The sequence below is a fragment of the Streptomyces sp. genome (genome assembly GCF_035644915.1).
Classification (GTDB): Bacteria; Actinomycetota; Actinomycetes; order Streptomycetales; family Streptomycetaceae; genus Streptomyces.
The window spans coordinates 41,337-47,746 of record NZ_DASQNP010000124.1; the positions used below are offsets into that span (position 1 = coordinate 41,337).

General features: G+C 72.3%; 6 protein-coding genes, 1 other RNA gene and 1 pseudogene. 2 read left to right on the forward strand and 6 right to left on the reverse strand.

Features of this window, described 5'->3' with window-relative positions; translation table 11 throughout:
* Positions 1-5 precede the first annotated feature (5 nt).
* On the forward strand, positions 6-1,400 hold the full coding sequence (locus VE546_RS14510) for an MFS transporter (protein ID WP_324922306.1): 1,395 nt from the start codon (positions 6-8) through the stop codon (positions 1,398-1,400).
* Positions 1,401-1,477: 77 nt separating this feature from the next.
* On the opposite strand, the gene ssrA is transcribed toward VE546_RS14510, so the two are convergent.
* The 5 genes from ssrA to ftsE form a co-directional block, all read right to left on the reverse strand.
* Positions 1,478-1,849, reverse strand: a transfer-messenger RNA (tmRNA) gene (ssrA, locus tag VE546_RS14515).
* A gap of 186 nt (positions 1,850-2,035) precedes the next feature.
* On the reverse strand, positions 2,036-2,515 hold the full coding sequence (gene smpB / locus VE546_RS14520) for an SsrA-binding protein SmpB (protein WP_324922308.1): 480 nt from the start codon (positions 2,513-2,515) through the stop codon (positions 2,036-2,038).
* An 18-nt stretch (positions 2,516-2,533) separates the two neighbouring features.
* Complete coding sequence (locus VE546_RS14525) at positions 2,534-3,724, reverse strand: S41 family peptidase (protein ID WP_324922310.1); 1,191 nt, start codon at positions 3,722-3,724, stop codon at positions 2,534-2,536.
* Between the two features lie 146 nt (positions 3,725-3,870).
* Entirely contained in the window at positions 3,871-4,788 is a 918-nt protein-coding gene (ftsX, locus tag VE546_RS14530) for a permease-like cell division protein FtsX (protein ID WP_324922311.1), read from the reverse strand.
* 9 nt (positions 4,789-4,797) lie between these two features.
* On the reverse strand, positions 4,798-5,487 hold the full coding sequence (gene ftsE / locus VE546_RS14535; protein WP_324922312.1) for a cell division ATP-binding protein FtsE: 690 nt from the start codon (positions 5,485-5,487) through the stop codon (positions 4,798-4,800).
* 280 nt (positions 5,488-5,767) lie between these two features.
* Here ftsE and VE546_RS14540 point away from each other — a divergent pair, with 280 nt between their 5' ends.
* Positions 5,768-5,968: a hypothetical protein gene (locus VE546_RS14540; protein ID WP_324922314.1), complete on the forward strand. Its 201-nt coding sequence runs from the start codon at positions 5,768-5,770 to the stop codon at positions 5,966-5,968.
* 184 nt (positions 5,969-6,152) lie between these two features.
* Here VE546_RS14540 and VE546_RS14545 read toward each other — a convergent pair.
* Positions 6,153-6,410: pseudogene (locus VE546_RS14545) on the reverse strand (LPXTG cell wall anchor domain-containing protein); the annotation flags it as partial.

Genomic DNA, 6,410 nt, shown 5'->3' on the forward strand with positions numbered 1-6,410 from the left:
TGTGCATGCCACATCACTCCACCGGGCTCCCCACTCCCACCTACGTCCGCCGCCGCGACGGGCCCGCCGCGCCGCTGTTCGCGATGGGCGGCGAGACCCTGGTCGCCGTCCACCGCACGGCCCCCGCCGCCCCCGTCCGCACCACCGGCCGCACCGCCGTCCGCCGTCCGCCCCCGCGCTGGACCGCGCCGTACGCGCGGCTGTTCGCCGCGCCCGGTACGGCCGCGTTCTGCCTGGCGAGCCTGCTCGCCAGGCTGCCGATGGGCATGTTCGGCGTCAGCGCGATCATCATGATCGCCGGCACCCGCGGCTCGTACGCGCTCGCCGGGGCCGTCGTCGCCACCGGTCTGGCGGTGACGGCCGTCGTGGCACCGCTGACCGCCCGGCTGGTGGACCGGTACGGGCAGGCCCGCGTCGCCGTGCCCGCGGCGACCGCCGCCGCGGCGGGCTCGCTGGCGCTGGTGCTGTGCGTGCGCCACGGCGCGCCCGACTGGGCGCTGTTCGCCGCCCACGCGGCCACCGCCACCACCCCCAACACCGGGGCCATGGCCCGGGCCCGCTGGGCGCACCTGCACCGCGGCCCCACCCCGCGTGACGAGGCCGCCCGGCACACCGCCAACTCCCTCGAACAGGCCCTCGACGAACTGTGCTTCGTGCTCGGCCCGGTGCTGGCCGGTCTCCTGTGCACCGCGCTCTTCCCGGAGGCGGGCACCCTGGCCGGCGCGGTCCTGCTGCTGACCGGCACCCTGCTGTTCGCCGCCCAGCGCCGCACCGAACCGCCCGTGGCGCGGCGCGACGGGCACACCCGTACCACCGCCCCGCTGCGCAGCCCGGGCCTGCCGCCGCTGCTGGCCGTCTTCCTCGCCACCGGCGCGGTCTTCGGCGCGCTGGAGGTGGTGACGGTGGCGTACGCCGACGCGCTGGGGCACCCGTCCGCGGCCGGGGCCGTGCTGGCCCTCCAGGCGGTCGGCTCGGGCGCGGCCGGGCTGGTCTTCGGCGCGCTGCGCCTGGAGGACCGGGCGGACGCGCTGCGGCGGCGCCTCGTGGTGTGCGTGGGCGCGATGGCCGCCCTGATGGCGCTGCCGCTGCTCGCCGGGGCCGCCGGCAGCCTGGCGGTGCTGGCGCCCGCGCTGCTGGTCGCCGGGGTGGCGACGGCCCCCACGATGGTCACCGGCATGTCCCTGGTCCAGCGGCTGGTCCCGCCCGGCCGGCTGAACGAGGGCATGACCCTGGCCGTCACCGCGCTGCTGGGCGGCATCGCCGCCGGCTCGGCGGCCGGCGGCTGGGCGGCGGAGCACCTGGGCGGCCCGTGGGGGTACGCGGTGCCGCCGGCGGCCGCCGCGCTCGCGGCGGCGACGGCCCTGGCGACGGTGGCGGCGGCCCCGGCACGGCGGCGGTGACGGGCTCCGGACCCGGCCCCGGACAGGTCGAAGGCCCCGCCGTCCGATGACGGCGGGGCCTTCGACCCACATGGGATGAGTGGAGATGGCGGGAATCGAACCCGCGTCCAACGGTGCAGAACCAGGGCTTCTCCGAGCGCAGTCCGCTGTGCTTTTCTCGGCCCCGGCGGTCACGCGGACAAGCCGCCGACAGGCCCAGTCACTGTTGGATGTCCCGTCAACCCCCGTGACCGGGGTTAACGGTGGAGTTCCCTAGCTGATGCCAGGCCCCAGGGCGGGAACACCCCTGGGCTGACACTTCGCAGGTCGCTGCTCAGGCAGCGAGGGCGAAGGAATCGCGCTTGTTGTTGGCGATTATTTTTTCGCGGCACATGGTTAACGAGATCATTGCCGCGTTCCTCGGCTCGCTTCCCCTGCTTCAACAGCCGCTGTCGAAACCGATCATCCCCATGTTCACTTGACAAGCTCGCCCGGCCGGAGCCGGACGGCGCTGCTGTCATTCTACGGGATCAACGCGGAGGGCTGCCAGCGCATTCCCCGGGGGAACCGCCGCCGGACGCCCCGCGCCGAGCGCCGTACGCCGGGTCCGGCGGAGAACGGACCCGGGATGTTCTCGCCCGGGAGGGAGGCGGGCACTACGCCCGCTGCCGACGCCGCGCGGCGGACATCGCGCGCTCGGCCTCGCGGCGGTCCTGCTTGGCCCGCAGCGCCTGCCGCTTGTCGTACTCCTTCTTGCCGCGCGCCAGCGCGATCTCGACCTTGGCCCGGCCCTCCTTGAAGTAGAGCTGGAGCGGGACCAGCGTCAGGCCCGTCTGCTGGAGCTTGCCGATCAGCTTGTCGATCTCCGCACGGTGCATCAGCAGCTTCCGCTTGCGCCGCGCGCTGTGGTTGGTCCACGTCCCCTGGGCGTACTCGGGGATGTGGACGTTGTGCAGCCACGCCTCACCGCCGTCGATCTGGGCGAAGCCGTCGACCAGCGACGCCCGCCCCTGCCGCAGCGACTTCACCTCGGTGCCGGTCAGCACCAGCCCGCACTCGTAGGTGTCCAGGATGAGGTAGTCGTGCCGCGCCTTCTTGTTCTGCGCGATGAGTTTGCGACCCGTCTCTTTAGCCATAGCCGGGCCATTGTCCCACTACGGCCGGGGGCCGAGGCCACTCAATACCGTGCGCGCCTCATCCAGCGCGCTGTCTCCCGGGCGCACCTCCAGGTCGGGGGTGATGCCCTCCCGCTCGACGGTCCGGCCGGCGGGGGTGGTGTACTGCCCGACGGTCAGCTCGGCCACCGAGCCGTCCGGCTGTTCCCGGGGCACCTGCACCGAGCCCTTGCCGAAGGTGCGGTTGCCGACCACGACCGCCCGTCCGCGGTCCTGGAGGGCGCCGGCCAGCAGTTCGGCGGCGCTCATCGTGCCGCCGTCGACCAGCACCACCAGCGGGGACTCGGTGTTCCCACCGGGCTCGGCGTACAGCGCGCGCTGCGCGCCGCCGTCGCCGTAGGTGGCCACCAGGCCGCCGTCGAGGAAGGCGGAGGCGGCGGCGGTGGCCTCGGCGACCAGGCCGCCGGAGTTGCCGCGCAGGTCGAGCAGGACGCCCTCGTCCGGCGGAAGCCGGTCGGCCGCGCGCCGCACCGCGTCACCGGAGCCCTTGGTGAACGAGTCGATCCTGATGCGGGTGACACCGGGGCCGGCGGGGGAGACGGTGACGGTCTCCATGGTCAGCCTGGCCCGGCTCAGCTCCTCCCGCCAGCTCCGGCCGTCGCGGTCGAGGCCCAGGACGACCCGGCTGCCGGGCGGGGAGCCCTCTCCGGGCGGGCCGCCGCGCAGCAGGGCCACGATGTCGGTGACCGGGCGGTCGGCGACCTCGGTGCCGTCGACGGTGAGCAGCCGGTCGCCGGCGCGGAGACCGGCCTCCTCGGCGGGGCTGCCGGGCTGGACGCGGGCGACCTCGACCCGGCCGGCGGCGACCCTGCGGACGGAGACGCCCACGCCGACGTACTCGCCGTCCAGGGCGCGGCGCAGCCCCTCGTACTCGCGCGCGGTGTACGCGGCGGACCAGCGGTCGCCGCTGCGACTGACCAGTTCCTCGGCGTCGTGCGCCCCGTCCCCGTCCTCCCCGGGGTGCCGTTCCGCGCCCGCTCCGAGAGGGCGGGGGCTCACCGGGGACGCGTCACTGTCGGTGACGCCTCCCCATGACTCGGTGACGGCACCGGTCGCCAGCGCGGCCACGAAGACCAGGGTCAGCCCGGCCCCGCGGAGGATGCGGCGGGGCCGGTGCTCGCCGTCCGCGGACCCGTTCACGGTCCGGACGGAGCCACGTGGAGCGAACATCGACGGACCCGACATGCTGCGGAGTCTAGGACACGGGCGGGCGCCGCAGGGGAGGTTGCACCGACGCCCGCCGCGTCCTTCGTCACACCCGGCACGCTCCCGGGCGCGCGCCGGGTGCTCCCGGGCGCCCCCGCGCCGGGCCTCCGTCACACCTTCAGGTACTTACGCAGCGTGAAGAAGGCGGCCAGAGAGGGCATCAGCACGCCGACCACGAAGATCAGCGGCAGCACCTTGAACAGCGAGCCCCAGCCGATGAAGTTGATCAGCGGCATCTCGGCGGCCAGTGACAGGCCGTTGTCGATCAGGAAGTAGCGGCCGACCACCAGCAGCAGGGTCGCGCCGACGGCGCCCAGCAGGCCGGCGAAGGCGGCCTCCGCGATGAACGGCATCTGGATGTAGAAGCTGGAGGCGCCCACCAGCCGCATGATCCCCGTCTCCCGGCGCCTGCTGAACGCGGCCACCCGCACGGTGTTGACGATCAGCAGCAGGGCGACGATCAGCATCAGGCCCATCAGTCCGAGGGCCGCCCAGTTCATGCCGTTGAGCATCCGGAAGAGGTTCTCCAGGAGGTTCCTCTGGTCCTCGACCTTCTGGATGCCCTCCCGGCCGGAGAAGGCGGTGTTGATCACCTCGAACTTGGTCGGGTCCTTGAGCTTGACCCGGTAGGACTCCTGCATCTGGTCCGGAGTCAGCAGGTCGGCCATCGGGTCGTCCTTGAACTGCTCCTTGTAGTGCTTGAACGCCTGCTCGGCGGACTCGTAGTAGACCTGGTCGACGATGTCGAGCTTCTTGAGGTCCGCCAGGATCTGGCGCTTCTGCTGCGCGGTGACCGCTCCCCTGGCACAGGTGAGGGCGATGTCGGCGTCGTTCTCGTTGCAGAGGTAGATCGACACCTGGACCTTGTCGTACCAGAACCCCCTCATGCTGCTGACCTGTTCGCGGGCGAGCAGCGCACCGCCGAGCAGGGCCAGCGACAGGGCGACGGAGACGATCACCGCGAAGGTCATCGTGAGGTTGCGGCGGAGACCGACGCCGATCTCCGACAGTACGAACTGGGCGCGCATGGCGTCCTTTCAGTGCTGGTAGCCGTAGACACCGCGCGACTGGTCGCGCACGAGACGGCCCTTTTCTAGTTCGATCACGCGCTTGCGCATCTGGTCGACGATCTGCTGGTCGTGGGTGGCCATGACCACGGTCGTACCGGTGCGGTTGATCCGGTCCAGCAGCTTCATGATGCCGACGGAGGTCTGCGGGTCGAGGTTGCCGGTCGGCTCGTCGGCGATCAGCAGCTTCGGCTTGTTGACGAACGCACGGGCGATGGCCACCCGCTGCTGCTCACCACCGGACAGCTCGCCGGGCATCCGGTCCTCCTTGCCCGCCAGGCCGACCAGATCGAGCACCTGGGGAACGGACTTGCGGATGTCGCCGCGCGACCTGCCGATCACCTCCAGGGCGAAGGCGACGTTCTCCCCGACCGTCTTGTTGGGGAGCAGCCGGAAGTCCTGGAAGACCGTGCCGATCTGGCGGCGCATGTGCGGGACCTTCCAGTTGGACAGGCGGGCGAGGTCCTTGCCGAGGACGTGCACCTGCCCGTGGCTGGCGCGCTCCTCGCGCAGGATCAGCCGCAGGAAGGTGGACTTGCCGGAGCCGGAGGAGCCCACCAGGAAGACGAACTCGCCGCGCTCGATCTCCAGCGAGACGTCGCGGAGGGCGGGGCGGTTCTGCTTGGGGTAGAACTTCGAGACGTTGTCGAATCGGATCACGGATTTACACCACGTCGACCTGGGTAGGGGCAGCGGAAGCCACGGAGTGATTCCCCGTCGGTGTGGTGACCCTACGCGAAGGCGCGCGAGGTCCGCAGACGGCGTCCGGTGTTGGTGGTTCCCATCACGGGCAGATCAGGCACAAACCCGGCATTGGCCATGACTTTCTGCAGCCCTGGCCCGGACCTGGCACAGTGGAGGCAGAACTTCCGGGCTGCTTCCGGGCTCGCGGGAACAGAACACCGCCCGGCGGCGTTGGCGCTGTGAAGGAGGACATCGCATGACGTGCGACCGACTGGTGTGCGCCAACTGCGCAGGGCCGGTGAGCGAGGGCCGATGCGAGGTGTGCCGCGCACACCGCGCGCGGATGCACCAGGAGAACCCGTTCTCGGTCCTGGGCTCCCTGTCTCCGGCGGCGCTGGCCGCCCTGCTGCTGACCCTGATCGCGGTGGCCCTGCTGGCCCGCCAGGCCACGGCGTAGGCGTCCGGCGCCCCCCGGGGCTCCCGCGGCGTGCCGCCGCACCGCCACCACACGACATCACCACACGACCCACGACCGGCCACGGACATCCCGAGGGCCCGGGACGCACAGGCGTCCCGGGCCCTCGTTCAGCGTTCCGCGCGTGCCGTCACGCGGACGGGTACGCGCGCACCGCGTACGGCGCTCAGGCGACCGTACGGCGGCCCGCCAGGCGCGGCATCAGCCGGAAGCCGACACCACCGGCGATCATCGTGGCCGCACCGATCAGCAGGAAGGTCGTCTCGGCGGCGCCGGTCTCGGCCAGCTCCTCCTTCGGCTTCTCCTGGCTGATCGGCTTGGTGCCGGCCGCGTCCGTGTCGGTGTTGTCGCAGTTCACGGACGACTCGTCCAGCACACAGGTCTGCGAGCCACCGTCGGTGCCGCCGTCACCGCCGCCGGTGCC

What these genes read in the sequence shown, in the direction of transcription:
- VE546_RS14510 (WP_324922306.1), top strand. Translation starts at nt 6, where the DNA reads ATGCCACATCACTCCACCGGGCTCCCCACTCCCACCTACGTCCGCCGC.
- smpB (WP_324922308.1), bottom strand. Translation starts at nt 2,515, where the DNA reads ATGGCTAAAGAGACGGGTCGCAAACTCATCGCGCAGAACAAGAAGGCG.
- VE546_RS14525 (WP_324922310.1), bottom strand. Translation starts at nt 3,724, where the DNA reads ATGTTCGCTCCACGTGGCTCCGTCCGGACCGTGAACGGGTCCGCGGAC.
- ftsX (WP_324922311.1), bottom strand. Translation starts at nt 4,788, where the DNA reads ATGCGCGCCCAGTTCGTACTGTCGGAGATCGGCGTCGGTCTCCGCCGC.
- VE546_RS14540 (WP_324922314.1), top strand. Translation starts at nt 5,768, where the DNA reads ATGACGTGCGACCGACTGGTGTGCGCCAACTGCGCAGGGCCGGTGAGC.